This window comes from Streptomyces flavusporus (assembly GCF_046267975.1).
Taxonomy (GTDB): domain Bacteria; phylum Actinomycetota; class Actinomycetes; order Streptomycetales; family Streptomycetaceae; genus Streptomyces; species Streptomyces flavusporus.
Genome location: NZ_CP176503.1, coordinates 3,446,687 through 3,462,505 on the forward strand (window position 1 = coordinate 3,446,687; position 15,819 = coordinate 3,462,505).

Below are 15,819 nucleotides of genomic sequence, written 5' to 3' on the forward strand. Positions count from 1 at the left end.
AGGCTCCCCCAGAGCTAAACACCTGGGGGGACCCCCACCGCGCCGCCCCTTTGATTCCACAGCACCCGGGCCAGCGCCTCGACGACCTCGGGAGCGTAGTCCCCGGCGGTCCCCAGTCGCAGCTCCTCCAACGCCGTCAGGGGCCCGCCGGGCCCGGCGTCGCGCACCTTCTCCTCGTACGCGTTCACGGCCCGCACGATCCGGGCGGCGACCGGCTGCTCCGGGTAGGGGTCGGCCTGCCGCTCCACGACGACCGCGACCGAGGGGTCGACCCCGGTCTGCCGTACGACGGCCCCGCCCAGCAGCGCGATCCGTCGCTGCTCGGCGGTGGGCAGCCCGGCCGTGGCCCCGGCCGGCACCGGATCGACCAGGCTGAGCTGCCCGATGTCGTGCATGAGGGCCGCGTACTCGAGCACGGTGAGCTCGGGCTCGCTCAGCCCAAGGTCCCGCCCGACGGCCCGGCTGAGCGCGGCCACCCTGCGAGCATGCCCGGTCGGCGTGTACCCCGCTATCTCGGTGGCCCGGGCGAGGGAGGCGATGGTCTGCCGGTAGGTGGTCCGCACGGCCGCGTACCGCCGCAGGGACACCTGCGCGAGCAGCAGTGGCAGACAGAACACGGGCAGCGCCCACAGCCCGACGACGGCGACCGCGAGCGCCATCACCGCCCCGGTCGCGCACACGGCCGACCCGATGCCGGGCATGGCCCGCAGCTCGTCCCGCAGCAGCGGCCCGAACGGCCACCCGGTACGGGAGTGCGCCAGTGCCGCGGCGAGCACGGCGTCGCACAGCACGCTCACCGTGAGCAGGGCGATCAGCAGCAGCGCGTAGGCGGGCCCGCTCCAGTCCCCGAACAACCCTTGCTTGTACAGGGGTTGGAAACACAGGGCGGCGAACCCCACGGTGAGCACCCGCCGGCCCAGATGATCGACCACGGGCCCCCGCCCGCGGCCGATGTGCGGCACGCATCCGACCAGTGAGGCGGCGAGCACGACACTGACGACCTGGGCGACGCCGTGTGCGGTGGGGTTCCCGGCGTCCTCGCCGAGCAGGGCGTACGACAACGCTCCCGCGGCCCCGAGTGGCGCCGCCTCCCTGACCTGCGGCCCCGTCCACCGGGCCAGCTCCCCGACGGTGACGAGCACCCCGAAGGCAAGGGCGACACCGCGCTCTTCGAGACCGGTCCAGAGAGTGAGAAGGAGGCAGGCGCAGGCGAGGAGGGCCGCGGAGGCATGGATGAGGGTGAGGAGGAAGCGCGGACGGGGAGAGGTCAACGGTGCGCCCCTGTCCGACTGGAAACGGGCGGAGCGGGTGGATGAACACGACGGGACTGCACGCCGTCAGCAGTCACCGCCGGATGCCACCCACACCGCTCCACCCCCCGCACCAACGCCGCAACCATCCGAGGATCGAACTGTGCCCCCGCACACCGCTCAAGTTCCTCCAGCGCGGCCGCAACAGGCCGCCCCCGCCGATAGGACCGCGTGGACGTCATCGCATCGAACGCATCCGCCACCGCAACCACCCGAGCGGACTCAGGAATCTGGCTCCCCATGAGCCCGTACGGATACCCGCTCCCGTCCAACCGCTCGTGATGGTGCAGTACGGCCGCCCGGGCCTCCCCCAGAAACGAAATCCCCCGCACCATCTCGTGCCCGTACTCGGGATGCAGCTCGATCACCCGCCGCTCCTCGGGCGTCAACGGCCCGTCCTTGCGCAGCAGCCGCGTGGGAACCCCCAGCTTCCCCACGTCGTGCAGAATCCCGGCGAACCGCAGGACCTCCACCCGCTCGTCGTCCATGCCCAGTTCGCGCGCGATCATCATCGAGGCCTGCCCGACGCGCTCGCTGTGCCCGCGCGTGTACTCGTCCTTGATGTCGACGGCCTGCACCAGCGCACGGATCGTCGCCTGGTGGGCCCCCCGCTCCCGGTGGTACTGCGCGAACGCCCACCAGGACACGCACATGGGCAGCAGTACGAGCAGGGAGGCGGGCGGCCCGTACGGGCTGCGCCACAGCACGGCCATCATCAGCCCGGCGAGGCCGTGCACCGCGAGCGGCGCCAGTGACCGGAGGAAGAGCCCCCGCCAGACGGCCCGCACGGGCACATGCTCGGCGAGCGCGAGAATCCCCCCGTCCAGCACGGTCAGCACCAGGCAGAACGCCAGCACGGCGGCCCCGGCCGGCACAAGGGCGTAGGGAAAGTCGGGCGCGACCACGGCGTGCCGCCCGCCGAGCGCGCCATGGACGCGGGCGGCGGCCCACACCGCGAGGGCGAGCTGGGCGGCCCGCCAGATCCGCCGCAGCCCGACAGGGCGCCGCTCCACCGGCGACAGCAACGCCCCCGGCAGGGCGACGAGCGCCGCGGCGGCCGGCGGCAGCAGAAACGCCCCGGCGAGCAGGACGGGGTGGAAGGCGCCGGCGATGCGTCTGCGGGCGAGCCACTCACCACCGGCGTACAGAACGGCCAGCAGGGTCATCGCCCACCACGACGCACGTACCGTCGGCAGCGACAGCAGGCAGACCAGGGCACCGAGAACGACACAGGCGACGTACACACGTGCGCGCGCCGGAACCGCCTCCATGACGACGCCCCTCCCCCGGTCCCCCGACCGTGCCTGTCCAGGCTCCGGAGCTTAGGGCGGTGAGGGGGAGGGCGCGGCCGACGGACGGCCGATTAGCACGTTCGGGTGACGGGACCCCGCGTAGCGGAATCCCGTCACCCGGAGTTTCAGGATTCCTGCGGGGTCGCCTGGGGCATGGCCGTCACATCGTGCTCGGGCACGGTCTGCCCGGAGCGGATCAGATCGATCCGCCCCATGACCTTGGCCCGCAGGTCGGTGGGCACGTCGTCATGCCCGCAACACCGCTTGACCAGCTTCTTCACGGCCTGCTCCAGGCCGTACTTCTCCAGGCACGGCGAGCATTCCTCGAAGTGGTGCTGGATCTTCTCGCGATCGACGTCCGGCATCTCACTGTCGAGGAACTCGTACAGATGGTCCAGGACTTCACTGCAGTCCGTCTCGTGCGGCTCTCCGCAGCTCATGAGCCCGAGCCTTTCGCTTCGTTCGACTCTCCGGCGCCCGCCGGGACCAGCCCCCGCTCACGGGCGTAGTCCTCGAGCATGCCGCGCAGTTGACGGCGGCCCCGGTGCAGCCGGGACATCACCGTACCGATGGGTGTCCCCATGATGTCCGCGATCTCCTTGTACGCAAAGCCCTCTACGTCCGCGAGATAGACGGCGATGCGGAATTCCTCGGGGATCGCCTGCAACGCTTCCTTCACGTCCGAGTCGGGCAGGTGGTCGAGCGCCTGCGACTCCGCGGAGCGCAAGCCCGTCGACATGTGCGACTCGGCACGGGCGAGCTGCCAGTCCTCGATCTCCTCGGCCGCGCTGCGCTGGGGTTCGCGCTGCTTCTTGCGGTACGAGTTGATGAAGGTGTTGGTGAGGATCCGGTACAGCCACGCCTTCAGGTTGGTGCCCTCGCGGAACTGGTGGAAGGACGCGTACGCCTTGGCGTACGTCTCCTGCACCAGGTCCTCGGCGTCGGCCGGGTTGCGCGTCATGCGCAGCGCGGCCGAGTACATCTGGTCGAGGAATTCGAGCGCGTCCCGCTCGAAGCGCGCACTGCGCTGAGCGGTCGACTCCGTGCTCGAGTCCGCGCTGATGCCCTGGCCCTCGGGCAGCTCCGCCTGGCCGTTGTCGGTCCCTGCGTCGGTACCGGTGACCGGACCCACCTCCTCAAGATTCCGGGCGAGACCGAATGCGGTCCCACCAGAATCGGAGGATAGACGACGATCCGCACCCGCCGCCGCTCGAACAGGAGCGGCCTTGGCCGCGTGCAGCACCGTCCAGTCCAGGTCAGTGCGGCTGCTGCGGCTCGGGCAGTAGATCGAACCCATGCGGCGGACTTCCTCTCCCACGACGTCGGCGCTGGTCATCAGCACTTCTGTCCGCCTCAACAGTGGTCGGGGCCCCGGCATTCCCGAATGCTTTACCCGAGTGACCCGGTCCACTGCACCACCGCGTCCGTGAGGATCTCCAGGGCCTGCTCCTGGTTGATCTCCGCCCGCTTCGGCACCGCGAAGCCATGATCGCCGTACGGCACCTCGACCAGCTCGTGGGAGCCCTCGGGGAACTCGGCGGGCTTCCCCCACGGGTCGTTCCCGCCCTGGACGACGAGGGTCGGCACCCCGGCCCCGAGCAGCTCCTCGGCGCGGGACTTCTCCGGCTTGCCCGGCGGGTGGAGCGGGAAGGCGAGGGCGAGGACCGCCGCCGCCCCGAGCTCCGTCGCCGTACGGCAGGCGACCCGGGCGCCCGCGCTGCGTCCGCCCGCGACGACCGGCAGCCCGGGCTTGGCCAGGGCCGGCCAGATCCCGCGCCAGCCCACGTCCAGCGTCTTCGGCGCGGGGGCCATCTTCTTCCCGGCTACCCGCCAGGGCTGCTCGACGCGGGCGACGCTCACGCCGTGCCCGGGCAGCACGTCCGCGACTGCCTCGAGGTCGCGCGCCTCGATGCCACCGCCGGCGCCGTGGCCGAGGGCCAGAACGAGCCTGGCCCTCCGCGCCTTGTGCCAGGTGATGCGGGCGGTACCGGCGTCCGTCTCGATGATCTCGCTCACATCAGAAGAGTGTGCCCTCTTCGGGGCCTTCGAGCTCCCTGAGCAACTCCGGGCCGTTGTTGCGGACGTTGCTGACGGCCGTGGTCACCGGGTAGGCGCGCATCAGGCCGGGCGGGGGCGGGGCGAGCAGCTCCCGCAGATCGTCGGGGTCGGTGCGGGACGGGTCGAGCCAGGCGTCCCAGCGGTCCGGGGTGAGCATCAGCGGCATCCGGGGGTGGATGTCGGCGAGGGTGTACGGGCCGTCGGCGGGGGCCACGGCCAGCGGGCTCTTCTCGGCCTCCGTGGTGATGACGGAGCAAGTGACCCACCAGGCCTGCGGGTGATCGTCGGGCAGCGTCCGGTCCCGCCAGAACTCGTACAGCCCGGCCATCGCGAACACCGACCCGTCGGCGGGGAGCACGAAGTACGGCTGCTTGCGCGGCCGCTTCTTCTTGCCCTCGACCTCCAGGTCCCGCTCCTGCTTGCCGGTGACCCACTCGTAGTAGCCGTCGGCGGGCAGGACGCAGCGCCGGGTGGTGAAGGCGCGGCGGAAGGCCGGCTTCTCGTGGACCGTCTCCGCGCGCGCGTTGATCATCCGGGCGCCGCCCTCGGGCGTCTTGGCCCAGGACGGGACCAGTCCCCACTTCAGCTTGCGCAGCTGGCGAACCGGGCGCCGGTCGTCGACGTCCTTCAGAGGACGGTCGAGGACCGCGTGGACCTCTTTGGTCGGTGCCACGTTGTAGTCGGGCTCCAGGGTCTCCTCGGGCTCCCACTTCTCGATCTCAAAGATTCCTGCGAGATCCTCGGGCCCACGACTCGATGCATACCGTCCGCACATACGTGTCACACTGCCAGACTCCGCCGATCAGAGGGAGCGCCCCGGAAACATGGACAGCACTACAGCCGCCTCTCTGTGGGACGAGCTCATCGGCACCCAGCCCGACCCCGACGTGTGGGTGGTGATCGCCACCCTGGTCGCCGCTCTCGCGGTGATCGTCCCGCACGGCCTGTGGCGCGTCTTCCGCAATGCCATCACCATCGCCCACGAGGGCGGCCACGGTCTGGTCGCCCTGCTGACCGGCCGGACCCTGACCGGCATACGGCTGCACTCCGACACCAGCGGCCTCACCGTCAGCCGCGGCAAGCCGTACGGCCTCGGCATGATCCTCACGGCCGCCGCCGGCTACACCGCTCCCCCGCTGCTCGGCCTCGGCGGCGCCGCGCTGCTCGCCACGGGCCGCATCACACTGCTGCTGTGGCTTGCCACGGCACTGCTGGTGACAATGCTGGTGATGATCCGCAACGCGTACGGGGCACTCACCGTGATCCTGACCGGCGGTACGTTCCTGATGGTGTCCTGGCTGACCGGGCCACAGGTGCAGGCGGCGTTCGCGTACGCGGTGGTGTGGTTTCTGCTGCTGGGGGGCGTACGCCCGGCGTTCGAACTACAGGCGAAGCGCAGGCGGGGCGGCGCCGGAGACTCGGACGCGGACCAACTCTCCCGTCTGACGCACGCACCGGCGGGCTTGTGGCTGTTCCTGTTCCACGCGGTGTCGTTGAGTTCGCTGATCGGCGGGGGCCGTTGGCTACTGGGGCTGTGACCAGCCAACCCCAGGGGCGCGGGGCTGTATCGATATGCGGCTCCGCCGCGATGGGGGTCCCCCCCGCTCATGGGGGTCCCCCCGCGCGAGCGAAGCCGAGCGTGGGGGAGAAGCCGAGAGTGGGGGAACGACCAGCCACAACGGCGCCGCACCCGAATTGCAGCGTCCTTATAGAGTGGGCCCTATGGCCCGAACCCCCGCACACACCACCCTCTGGCCCGCCCCGCACGCGAGCGGAGCCGTCGATGCCACGGTCCACGTGCCCGGGTCCAAGTCGGTCACCAACCGCGCCCTGGTGCTCGCCGCCCTCGCCTCCGAGCCCGGCTGGCTGCGCCGCCCGCTGCGTTCCCGTGACACGCTCCTGATGGCGGGTGCCCTGCGTGCGATGGGCGTCGCTGTCGAGGAGGGCGTGGGTCCGGACGGCACCGGCGAGGCCTGGCGGGTGCTCCCGGCCGGTCTGCGCGGCCCGGCCACGGTCGACGTCGGAAACGCCGGCACGGTGATGCGGTTCCTGCCGCCGGTCGCCGCGCTCGCCGACGGCCCCATCCGCTTCGACGGGGACCCGAGGTCGTACGAGCGCCCGCTGAACGGCGTGATCGACGCCCTGCGCGTCCTCGGCGCCCGGATCGACGACGACGGTCGCGGCGCGCTGCCGCTGACGGTGCACGGCGGGGGCGCCCTGGACGGCGGCCCGGTCGAGATCGACGCCTCCTCCTCGTCCCAGTTCGTGTCGGCGCTGCTGCTGTCCGGCCCGCGTTTCAACCAGGGCGTCGAGGTCCGCCACACCGGCTCGACGCTCCCCTCGTTGCCGCACATCCGCATGACCGTCGACATGCTGCGCGCGGTCGGCGCCCAGGTCGACACCCCGGAGTCGGGCGGCGAGCCGAACGTCTGGCGGGTCACTCCGGGCGCCCTGCTCGGCAGGGACCTGACCATCGAGCCGGACCTGTCCAACGCCCAGCCGTTCCTGGCGGCGGCGCTGGTGACCGGCGGCAAGGTGCTGATCCCGGACTGGCCGTCGCGCACCACCCAGCCCGGCGACCGGCTGCGCGAGATCTTCACCGAGATGGGCGGTTCCTGCGAACTGACCGACTACGGCCTCGAGTTCACCGGATCGGGCTCGGTCCACGGCATCGACGTGGATCTCGGCGACGTGGGCGAGCTGACCCCCGGCATCGCGGCGGTCGCCGCCCTCGCCGACTCCCCGTCCACCCTGCGCGGGGTGGCCCACCTGCGCCTGCACGAGACGGACCGGCTGGCCGCCCTCACCAAGGAGATCAACGAACTCGGCGGTGACGTCACGGAGACGGCCGACGGCCTGCACATCCGCCCGCGCCCACTGCACGGCGGGATCTTCCACACCTACGAGGACCACCGGATGGCCACCGCCGGCGCGATCATCGGCCTCGCGGTGGAGGGCGTGCAGATCGAGAACGTGGCGACGACGGCGAAGACCCTGCCGGACTTCCCCGACCTGTGGACCGGGATGCTCGGGGCGTAGGGACGCGGGGATCAGGTCATGCGCCGCTACGGCAAGCACACCGACGAGGACGACATCCGCTCCCGCCCCAACCGCAAGGGCAACCGGCCGCGGACGAACATCCGGCCCAAGCACGAGGACGCCGCCGAGGGCATGGTCCTCACCGTCGACCGCGGCCGGCTCACCTGCCTCGTCGAGGACCGGATCGTGCTGGCGATGAAGGCCCGCGAACTGGGCCGCAAGGCGGCGGTGGTCGGCGACCGGGTGGCCCTCGTCGGCGATCTGTCCGGCAAGAAGGACACGCTCGCCCGGATCGTGCGCATCGAGGAGCGCACGTCGGTGCTGCGCCGCACCGCGGACGACGACGACCCGTACGAGCGGGTGGTCGTGGCCAACGCCGACCAGCTGGCCATCGTCACCGCCCTCGCCGACCCGGAGCCGCGCCCGCGTCTGATCGACCGCTGTCTGGTGGCGGCGTTCGACGGCGGACTCGAACCCCTCCTGGTCATGACCAAGTCGGACCTCGCCCCGCCCGACAAGCTCCTGGAGCTCTACGGCCACCTGGACATCCCGTACGTCGTCACCAGCCGCGAGGAACTGGACAGCGGCGAGGCGGCGGACCGCGTACGGGACCAGCTGGACGGCAAGATCACGGCCTTCGTCGGCCACTCCGGCGTCGGCAAGACGACCCTGGTCAACGCGCTGGTGCCCAAGGAGCGCCGCCGCCTGACCGGGCATGTGAACGTGGTGACCGGCCGTGGCCGGCACACCACGACGTCGGCCCTGGCGCTCCCGCTGTCCGGCACGGACGGCTGGGTGATCGACACCCCGGGCGTACGGTCCTTCGGCCTCGCCCACGTCGACCCGTCCCGGGTGATCCACGCCTTCCCCGACCTGGAACCGGGCACGGAGGGCTGCCCGCGCGCGTGCAGTCACGACGAGCCGGACTGTGCGCTGGACGCCTGGGTGGCCGAGGGCCATGCCGACCCCGCCCGCCTGTACTCGCTGCGCCGGCTGCTGGCCACGCGGGAGCGCAAGGAAGGCGACTGACCCGCGCGTTGTTTCTCTTCACGCGGGGTTTGCCTCCCGGCGGGTCCGGTAAGGGCATAATCGCTAGGCCGGATCCCAAGGGGGAGCAAAGCCTGACAAGCGGTCACAGGACGTGGACGTACGGGGAGGACAGCACATGGCGTGGCTGCTGGTCATCGTGGCCGGGTTGCTCGAAACCGGCTTCGCCGTCTGCCTGAAGCTGTCCCACGGCTTCACGCGGCTGTGGCCGACCGTCGCCTTCTGCATCTTCGCACTGGGCAGCTTCGGCCTGCTGACACTGGCCCTGAAAAAGCTCGACGTGGGCCCCGCCTACGCGGTGTGGACCGGCATCGGCGCGGCCGGCACCGCCATCTACGGCATGGTCTTCCTCGGCGACATCGTGTCCACGTTGAAGATCGTCTCGATCAGCCTGGTGATCATCGGCATCATCGGCCTCCAGCTGTCCGGCTCGGCCCACTGACCCGAGGGCTCACACCGGCTGCCGGTACAGGGCCCCGCGCACCAGGTCGGCGACCCCGCCCTCGACAGGCGGTGCGGCCACGCAGGACAGCGCGAGGCGGACGACCAGTTCGCAGGAGCGGGCCAGGTCGGCGGTGTCCGTCTGCTGCGCGCCGGGACCGGCCAGCACCGCCACCGCGCGGTCGCGGACGAGCGCCACGAAGTCGCCGGGCGAGGGCAGCGGCCCGTCGGCGCGCCGCTGCGCGGGTATGGCGGAGGAGGACGGCACCGCCGACAGCCTCGGCGCGGGCAGCCGTTCGTTCCAGCAGCCGGTGAGCATGGCCCGCACCAGCGCGTTCTCCCGGGCGGCCGACGTGGTCCACTCCGCGGTGGCGGTGAGCCGCTCACGGGCGTCGCTGTGGGTGGCCAGCGCGCGTTCGACGCCGGCGAGATACCCGTCGGCCTCCCTGCGTACCAGCGCCCGGGCCAGCCCGTCCTTGCTGCCGAACTCGTTGTACAGCGTCTGCCGGGACACCCCGGCCGCCGCGGCCACGTCCACCATCCGCACCGCGGCCCACGGCCGACGGGCGAGCGCCGTGTAAGCGGCATCCAGCAGGGACTCCCGCGCTGCAGGCATCATCGCCTCCCGGGACAACGAATTCCTGCCCAGATTTGACGCGCCCGGGGGCACTGTCAAGGGTTCGCACAGGCGCGGGAGGGGGCGCACCAGGGCGCCCCCTCCCGCGCCGCCCCCCATAGCCCCGTACCAACAGATCCAGATACCGTTCGCTCATGCCCGACTATCTCGACGACCTGCGTCTCGCCCACGTCCTCGCGGACGCCGCCGACGCCGCGACGACGGACCGCTTCAAGGCCCTCGACCTCAAGGTCGAGACGAAGCCCGACATGACGCCGGTGTCCGAGGCCGACCGGGCGGCCGAGGAGCTCATCCGCGGCCAGCTCCAACGCGCCCGCCCCCGCGACGCGATCCTCGGCGAGGAGTACGGCATCGAGGGCACCGGCCCGCGCCGCTGGGTCATCGACCCGATCGACGGCACCAAGAACTACGTCCGCGGCGTCCCCGTCTGGGCCACCCTCATCTCGCTGATGGAGGCGGCGGAGGGCGGCTACCAGCCCGTCGTAGGCGTCGTCTCCGCCCCCGCCCTGGGCCGCCGCTGGTGGGCCGCGAAGGGCCACGGCGCCTTCACCGGGCGCAGCCTGTCCTCCGCCACCCGGCTGCACGTCTCCCGTGTCTCCAAGCTGTCGGACGCCTCGTTCGCGTACTCCTCCCTGTCCGGCTGGGAGGAGCAGGACCGTCTGAACGGCTTCCTGGACCTCACCCGCGAGGTCTGGCGCACGCGCGCGTACGGCGATTTCTGGCCGTACATGATGGTCGCCGAGGGCTCGGTCGACATGTGCGCCGAGCCCGAACTGTCGCTCTGGGACATGGCCGCGAACGCGATCATCGTGACGGAGGCCGGCGGCACCTTCACGGGCCTCGACGGTCGTCCGGGCCCGCACAGCGGCAACGCGGCCGCGTCGAACGGCCTGCTCCACGACGAGTTGCTGGGGTATCTCAACCAGCGTTATTGAACGCCCTCTTGTTGACCCTCTCTTTGCCTGCCACTCTGAGAATCCCCGGCCTTGTGAATTTGTGAAACGGTGAACAAAGTGCACTGACCGAAGCCGGGGCTTCCTCAGGAGGTGGCTCCATCCCATGCTCGTCCGCGACGCCATGAGCACGGTGGTCCTCACCATCGGCCCCACCCACACGCTTCGCCAGGCAGCCGCCCTGATGTCCGCCCGCAGGGTCGGCGCGGCCGTGGTCCTCGACCCCGACGCCGGCGGCATCGGCATCCTCACCGAGCGGGACATCCTCAACTCCGTGGGCCTGGGCCAGGACCTGGACACGGAGCTGTCCCACGCCCACACCACCACCGACGTCGTCTTCGCCGCCCCGGCCTGGACCCTGGAGGAGGCGGCCCGTGCCATGGCGCACGGCGGCTTCCGCCATCTCATCGTCCTCGACCGCGGCGAACCCGTCGGCATCGTCTCGGTCCGCGACATCATCCGCTGCTGGGTACCGGCCCGGCAGCAGGTACCGGCCTGACCCTCCGAACAGTCCCCGGAGACGCGGAACGGGCCGGGCTCCCCGAGGAACCCGGCCCGCTGCCGCGGCAAGCGATCCAGTGCTGGTCGGTGTCAGCCGCGCAGGGCCTGGACCGCGGCTTCCAGCCGCTTGCCGAAGTCACCGTCCGCCTGGCGGAAGTTGTCGATCGCCCGCTCGGCGATGTCGTCGCGCGACACCCCGGCGATGCTGCCCGCCAGGTTGTCGATCAGGCGCTCCTTCTCGTCCTCGGACATCAGGCGGTAGAGGTTGCCCGCCTGGACGAAGTCGTCGTCCTCGGCGTGCACCGGCGCCGGGTGGTTGCCCGTGCCGGCCGTGAAGTCCGAGGTGGAGGCCCACAGCGGCCGGTCCGTCTGGAACGGGCCGCCGAAGCTGTTCGGCTCGTAGTTCTTCGCGCCCTTGTGGCGGCCGTCGTACAGGTGGCCGTCACGGGAGTGGGTGCGCGCCTCGGTGGCGTGCGGGCGGTTCACCGGCAGGTGGTCGGCGTTGATGCCGACGCGGTAGCGGTGGGCGTCGCCGTAGGCGAAGAGGCGGCCCTGGAGCATCTTGTCCGGGGACGGGCCGATGCCGGGCACGAAGTGCGCCGGGGAGAAGATCGACTGCTCGACCTCGGCGAAGATGTTCTCCGGGTTGCGGTTGAGCTCCAGCTTCCCGATCTCGATCGGCGGGTAGTCCTCGTGCGGCCACACCTTGGTGAGGTCGAACGGGTTGAAGCGGTACGTCGCCGCGTCCGCCGCCGGCATGATCTGCACCTGCACGGTCCAGGTCGGGAACTCGCCGCGCTCGATGGCCTCGCGCAGGTCGCGCTGGTGCGAGTCGGGGTCCTTGCCCGCCAGGACCTCCGCCTCCTCGGCGGTCAGGTTCTTGATGCCCTGGTCGGTCTTGAAGTGGTACTTGACCCAGAAGGCCTCGCCGGCCTCGTTGTTCCACTGGAACGTGTGCGAGCCGTAGCCGTTCAGGTGGCGGTACGAGGCGGGAATGCCGCGGTCGCCGAACAGCCAGGTCACCTGGTGGGTGCTCTCCGGGCTGAGCCCCCAGAAGTCCCACACGTTGTCGGCTTCCTGCGAGCCGGTGTACGGGTCGCGCTTCTGGGTGTGGATGAAGTCGGGGAACTTGATGGCGTCCTTGATGAAGAACACCGGGGTGTTGTTGCCGACGAGGTCGTAGTTGCCCTCCTCGGTGTAGAACTTCAGCGCGAAGCCACGCGGGTCACGGACGGCGTCCGCCGCACCCAGGTTGCCGGCCACGGTCGAGAAGCGCAGGAAGACCTCGGTCTGCTTGCCGACCTCGGAGAGGAACCCGGCACGCGTGTACCTGGTCACATCGGCGGTCACCGTGAAGGTGCCGTAGGCACCGGCGCCACGGGCGTGCACGACCCGCTCCGGGATGCGTTCACGGTTGAAGTGGGCGAGCTTCTCGAGCAGGAGCTGGTCCTGGACGAGCACCGGGCCGCCGACGCCCGCGGTCTCGCTGTTCTGGTTGTCGGCGACCGGAGCACCGGCCTCCGTCGTAAGCGGTCCCTGCGTCACGTGCGCCTCCTGCGTCATTCCTGACCGTTCCTGTCCCTCGGCCAAAGTCAGGCTCGATCCTACAATGGATGTTGTCTAAGTCAAGTGGAGCTCCAAAGCCACACCCATTCGTAAACTGGTTACCAGCTGCTAAGCTGAGCTTTATGAGTGACCTTCTGGAACGACTGCGCGGACGTGGATGGCGGATGACCGCGCAGCGGCGCGTTGTGGCCGAGGTCCTCGACGGCGAACACGTCCACCTGACGGCCGACGAGGTCCACGCGCGGGCTGTCGCCAAGCTGCCCGAGATCTCCCGGGCGACCGTCTACAACACGCTGGGCGAGCTGGTGTCCCTCGGTGAGGTGCTCGAGGTCGCCACCGACAAGCGCGCCAAGCGGTACGACCCGAACGCCCACCGGCCCCACCACCACCTGGTGTGCGCCCAGTGCGGGGCGATCCGCGACGTCCATCCGAACGGCAACCCGCTGGCCGACCTCCCGGACACGGAGCGCTTCGGCTTCACGGTCTCGGACGTCGAGGTGACGTACCGCGGCCTCTGCCCGAACTGCACGAGCGCGTAACGACAGCCTTCCAGCCAGCCCCGGCATCGATACGGTGCCGGGGTTTTCTGCTGCGCACGTGCACTCAAACGCACTGAGGGGCTCGGATCGAATGATCCGAGCCCCTCAGCCTTCAGTAGCGGGGACAGGATTTGAACCTGCGACCTCTGGGTTATGAGCCCAGCGAGCTACCGAGCTGCTCCACCCCGCGTCGATGAATGCAACGTTACGTCAATGACGAGGAAGGAAGCAAATCAGTTACCTGCACCGACCACCCGCGGGCATTCGTGGCCCCCCTCCGGGGGAGGCACCCCGTCACGCCGACAGCTCCTCCCGCAAGGCATCCCGCAACCGCGCCGCCCGCTCCGAAACCTCCGCCGGCCCCAGGTTCACGGCAAGGTCGGCCCACCGCTGCCCCTCCGCCAGCTCCCCCCGACGCGCGTAGACGAGGGCCAGCCGCAGCGCCGCCCGCCCGTGCCCCGCGTCAGCGGCCCGCGTCCACCACACGGCAGCCTCCGGCTCACTCCCCTCCCGAGCCAACAGCAGCCCAAGATTGAACGCCCCGTTCCGTGACCCGGCCTCGGCCGCTTCCCGGTACCACCGAGCCGCCTCGACGACATCACCGCGCGCCGCGGCCAGCATCCCGACCCTCACCTGCGCTCTGCGATGCCCTTGATGAGCCGCCCGCTCGTACCACTCCTCGCACTCGGACTTCTCGTGCACCGACTCCCCCAGCTCATGCTGAGGAGCCGGCGGCCGCCGAGCGTCGAGCAGGGCCGCCAGCCGGTAGGCGGCTTCCGCACTCCCTCCACCGGCCGCACGCCGAAGATGCCGCTCGGCGTCCAGCTCGTCCCCGTCCCGCAGTCGCGCGATCCCGACCTGCAGCGCGGCTTCGATGTGCCCGGCGGCGGCGGCCCGCTCGTACCACCGCAGCGCGGCCGCGCCCTCGCCCCGTCCGGCATACAGAATCCCCAGGTTGAACGCGGCGTCCACGCTCCCCGCCTCCGCGGCCTTGGAGAACCATGGCTCGGCCCCGGTCTGGTCCCCGCCCTGGAGCAGCAGGATCGCGAGCGCGTTCGCCGCCTCCCGGTGCCCGGCGTACGCCGCGCGCCGGTACCACTGCTCGGCCTGTGCGGTCCGCCCCTGCTCGGCGCAGAGCAGCCCGAGGTTGTAGGCCCCGTTGACGTCCCCGGCGTCCATCGCGGCCCGGTACCAGCGCTCGGCGGTCTGGGTCTGGCCGCGCTCGGCGTGCAGCGCGCCCAGCGCGTTGGCCGCGTTGCCGTCGCCTTCCTGCGCGGCGCGCAGCCACCAGACGGCGGCGCTCTCCTCGTCCCCGGCGTCCCGGAGCAGGAAGCCGAGCGCGCAGGCGGCGCGCGCCTCGCCGTCCTTGGCGGACGTCAGGTACCAGCGCCCGGCTTCCTTCAGCTCGCCGCGCTTCTCGAGGATCGCCCCGAGGTGCAGCGCGGCCCGACGATGGCCGCGTGCGGCAGCCTGCCGGTACCACTGTTCGGCCTCCGCCTCCGCAGACGGCTCGACACCGTTGTCAGACCTGGCCCCGCCCTCCTGTACCGCCCGGCGATCAAGCGTGCGCGCCAGCCGGTACGCCGCTTCCCGGTGGCCCCGCTCGGCGGCGACCCGCATCCACTGCTCGGCGTCGGCGTCGGCGCGGTGCTCCAGCAGGTCGGCGAGGGCGTAGGCGCCCAGGACGTGTCCCTGTTCGGCGGACTGGCGCAGCCAGTACTCGGCGGCGGGTTCGTCACCGCGTTCGCGGTGGTGCCGCCCGAGGGCGTGCGCGGCGGCCGCGCTGCCGGCGACGGCGGCGATCCGCCACCACCCGGCGGCTTCGTCGGCGTACCCACGCTGGTGCAGCAGGACGCCCAGGTTGTTGGCGGCGGCGCGGTCGCCCTCGGCGGTCGCGGCGCGCAGATGGGGTTCGGCTCCGTCGAGATCGCCGCGGCGCAGCAGCATGGCGCCGAGGACGCTCATCGCCTCGACGTCACCGGCCTCGGCGGCGAGCCGCTGACGCGCCTCCTCGGCCGCTTCGCCGGTTTCGTCCCGGGTCTCCTCCTGGCCGGAAGGCTGCACAAATCGCCCTGTCTCGAACAGAGTTGCCTTGCCCCCCATAACGTCCATCGTCGCACCACCTGCAACCTGGGTACATCTGATATACCGCAGCCAGTGAGGTCACTTCAGCGTTTTGTCGACATGCCCACAGAGAGATAAGTCAAACACAGTTCTGCCAACTCCCCACGGCGGCACGGCGATACGACACGTCGGCACACGCGTTCGCACATCACGAAGGCCCGGATCCTTGGAGGATCCGGGCCTTCGACTTCAGTAGCGGGGACAGGATTTGAACCTGCGACCTCTGGGTTATGAGCCCAGCGAGCTACCGAGCTGCTCCACCCCGCGTCGTTGTTCTGCAACCGTATCACGACGCGGGGAGAGCTTTACCAA

General features: G+C 71.0%; 16 protein-coding genes and 2 tRNA genes. 7 read left to right on the plus strand and 11 right to left on the minus strand.

Going from position 1 to position 15,819, the window contains the following annotated elements:
• Positions 1–14 precede the first annotated feature (14 nt).
• From ACKTSN_RS16230 to ACKTSN_RS16255, 6 genes are all read right to left on the minus strand, one after another.
• On the minus strand, positions 15–1,271 hold the full coding sequence (locus ACKTSN_RS16230; RefSeq protein ID WP_409469794.1) for an HD-GYP domain-containing protein: 1,257 nt from the start codon (positions 1,269–1,271) through the stop codon (positions 15–17).
• On the minus strand, positions 1,268–2,581 hold the full coding sequence (locus ACKTSN_RS16235; RefSeq protein WP_409469795.1) for an HD-GYP domain-containing protein: 1,314 nt from the start codon (positions 2,579–2,581) through the stop codon (positions 1,268–1,270). Before ACKTSN_RS16235 ends, ACKTSN_RS16230 begins: the two co-directional genes overlap by 4 nt.
• Before the next feature lie 146 nt (positions 2,582–2,727).
• Positions 2,728–3,042, minus strand: coding sequence for a mycothiol system anti-sigma-R factor (gene rsrA / locus ACKTSN_RS16240; RefSeq protein WP_409469796.1), 315 nt, complete (start codon positions 3,040–3,042; stop codon positions 2,728–2,730).
• Positions 3,039–3,734: an RNA polymerase sigma factor SigR gene (sigR, locus tag ACKTSN_RS16245; RefSeq protein ID WP_224736785.1), complete on the minus strand. Its 696-nt coding sequence runs from the start codon at positions 3,732–3,734 to the stop codon at positions 3,039–3,041. The genes rsrA and sigR overlap by 4 nt, the downstream gene beginning before the upstream one ends.
• 257 nt (positions 3,735–3,991) lie before the next feature.
• Positions 3,992–4,618 carry an alpha/beta hydrolase family protein gene (locus ACKTSN_RS16250; protein WP_409469797.1) on the minus strand — a complete coding sequence of 209 codons (627 nt, stop codon included), beginning with the start codon at positions 4,616–4,618 and terminating at the stop codon, positions 3,992–3,994.
• Between the two features lies 1 nt (position 4,619).
• Positions 4,620–5,435 carry an SOS response-associated peptidase gene (locus tag ACKTSN_RS16255; RefSeq protein ID WP_409469798.1) on the minus strand — a complete coding sequence of 272 codons (816 nt, stop codon included), beginning with the start codon at positions 5,433–5,435 and terminating at the stop codon, positions 4,620–4,622.
• Between the two features lie 49 nt (positions 5,436–5,484).
• Here ACKTSN_RS16255 and ACKTSN_RS16260 point away from each other — a divergent pair, with 49 nt between their 5' ends.
• From ACKTSN_RS16260 to ACKTSN_RS16275, 4 genes are all read left to right on the plus strand, one after another.
• On the plus strand, positions 5,485–6,198 hold the full coding sequence (locus ACKTSN_RS16260; RefSeq protein WP_409469799.1) for a M50 family metallopeptidase: 714 nt from the start codon (positions 5,485–5,487) through the stop codon (positions 6,196–6,198).
• A 184-nt stretch (positions 6,199–6,382) separates the two neighbouring features.
• A complete protein-coding gene (gene aroA, locus ACKTSN_RS16265) occupies positions 6,383–7,699 on the plus strand; it encodes a 3-phosphoshikimate 1-carboxyvinyltransferase (RefSeq protein ID WP_409469800.1) in 1,317 nt (438 codons plus the stop codon).
• An 18-nt stretch (positions 7,700–7,717) separates the two neighbouring features.
• Entirely contained in the window at positions 7,718–8,728 is a 1,011-nt protein-coding gene (gene rsgA / locus ACKTSN_RS16270) for a ribosome small subunit-dependent GTPase A (RefSeq protein ID WP_409469801.1), read from the plus strand.
• A gap of 136 nt (positions 8,729–8,864) precedes the next feature.
• Positions 8,865–9,188: a DMT family transporter gene (locus tag ACKTSN_RS16275; protein ID WP_409469802.1), complete on the plus strand. Its 324-nt coding sequence runs from the start codon at positions 8,865–8,867 to the stop codon at positions 9,186–9,188.
• Between the two features lie 9 nt (positions 9,189–9,197).
• On the opposite strand, the gene ACKTSN_RS16280 is transcribed toward ACKTSN_RS16275, so the two are convergent.
• Positions 9,198–9,806, minus strand: a complete 609-nt coding sequence (locus ACKTSN_RS16280; protein ID WP_409469803.1) for a TetR/AcrR family transcriptional regulator — start codon at positions 9,804–9,806, stop codon at positions 9,198–9,200.
• Between the two features lie 152 nt (positions 9,807–9,958).
• On the opposite strand from ACKTSN_RS16280, the gene hisN reads away from it, so the two are divergent.
• Positions 9,959–10,759, plus strand: coding sequence for a histidinol-phosphatase (gene hisN / locus ACKTSN_RS16285; RefSeq protein ID WP_385513398.1), 801 nt, complete (start codon positions 9,959–9,961; stop codon positions 10,757–10,759).
• 124 nt (positions 10,760–10,883) lie between these two features.
• The gene (locus ACKTSN_RS16290; RefSeq protein ID WP_409469804.1) at positions 10,884–11,276 is read left to right on the plus strand and encodes a CBS domain-containing protein; all 393 of its coding nucleotides are present in this window, start codon (positions 10,884–10,886) and stop codon (positions 11,274–11,276) included.
• Between the two features lie 92 nt (positions 11,277–11,368).
• Here the strand turns inward: ACKTSN_RS16290 and ACKTSN_RS16295 are convergent, their stop codons facing one another.
• Positions 11,369–12,841: a catalase gene (locus ACKTSN_RS16295; protein WP_409469805.1), complete on the minus strand. Its 1,473-nt coding sequence runs from the start codon at positions 12,839–12,841 to the stop codon at positions 11,369–11,371.
• A gap of 125 nt (positions 12,842–12,966) precedes the next feature.
• Between ACKTSN_RS16295 and ACKTSN_RS16300 the strand changes: the two genes are divergently transcribed.
• The gene (locus ACKTSN_RS16300) at positions 12,967–13,383 is read left to right on the plus strand and encodes a Fur family transcriptional regulator (protein ID WP_409469806.1); all 417 of its coding nucleotides are present in this window, start codon (positions 12,967–12,969) and stop codon (positions 13,381–13,383) included.
• 116 nt (positions 13,384–13,499) lie between these two features.
• On the opposite strand, the gene ACKTSN_RS16305 is transcribed toward ACKTSN_RS16300, so the two are convergent.
• The 3 genes from ACKTSN_RS16305 to ACKTSN_RS16315 form a co-directional block, all read right to left on the minus strand.
• Positions 13,500–13,573, minus strand: a tRNA-Met gene (locus ACKTSN_RS16305).
• Positions 13,574–13,677: 104 nt separating this feature from the next.
• Positions 13,678–15,495, minus strand: a complete 1,818-nt coding sequence (locus tag ACKTSN_RS16310; RefSeq protein ID WP_409469807.1) for a tetratricopeptide repeat protein — start codon at positions 15,493–15,495, stop codon at positions 13,678–13,680.
• A gap of 205 nt (positions 15,496–15,700) precedes the next feature.
• A tRNA-Met gene (locus ACKTSN_RS16315) sits at positions 15,701–15,774 on the minus strand.
• Positions 15,775–15,819: the final 45 nt, after the last annotated feature.